General features: G+C 69.2%; 1 pseudogene. It reads left to right on the top strand.

Annotation, left to right across the window (positions count from 1 at the left end):
* Nucleotides 1-370: pseudogene (locus tag WDV06_RS37210) on the top strand (methionine adenosyltransferase); the annotation flags it as partial.

Below are 370 nucleotides of genomic sequence, written 5' to 3'. Positions count from 1 at the left end.
TCGGCTACGCGTGCGACGAGACGCCGGAGCTGATGCCGCTGCCGATCCACCTCGCGCACCGGCTCTCCCGCCGCCTGTCCGAGGTCCGCAAGAACGGGACCATCCCGTACCTGCGCCCCGACGGCAAGACCCAGGTCACCATCGAGTACGACGGTGACAAGGCCGTGCGCCTGGACACGGTCGTCGTGTCCACGCAGCACGCCGCGGACATCGACCTGGACTCCCTGCTCGCCCCCGACATCCGCGAGTTCGTCGTCGAGCACGTGCTCGCGCAGCTCGTCGAGGACGGCATCAAGCTGGACACCGAGGGTTACCGGCTGCTGGTCAACCCGACGGGGCGTTTCGAGATCGGCGGCCCGATGGGTGACGC

Source organism: Streptomyces racemochromogenes, from assembly GCF_044129415.1.
GTDB classification, from domain to species: domain Bacteria; phylum Actinomycetota; class Actinomycetes; order Streptomycetales; family Streptomycetaceae; genus Streptomyces; species Streptomyces racemochromogenes_A.
This window is presented reverse-complemented; position numbering and strand designations above follow the sequence as displayed.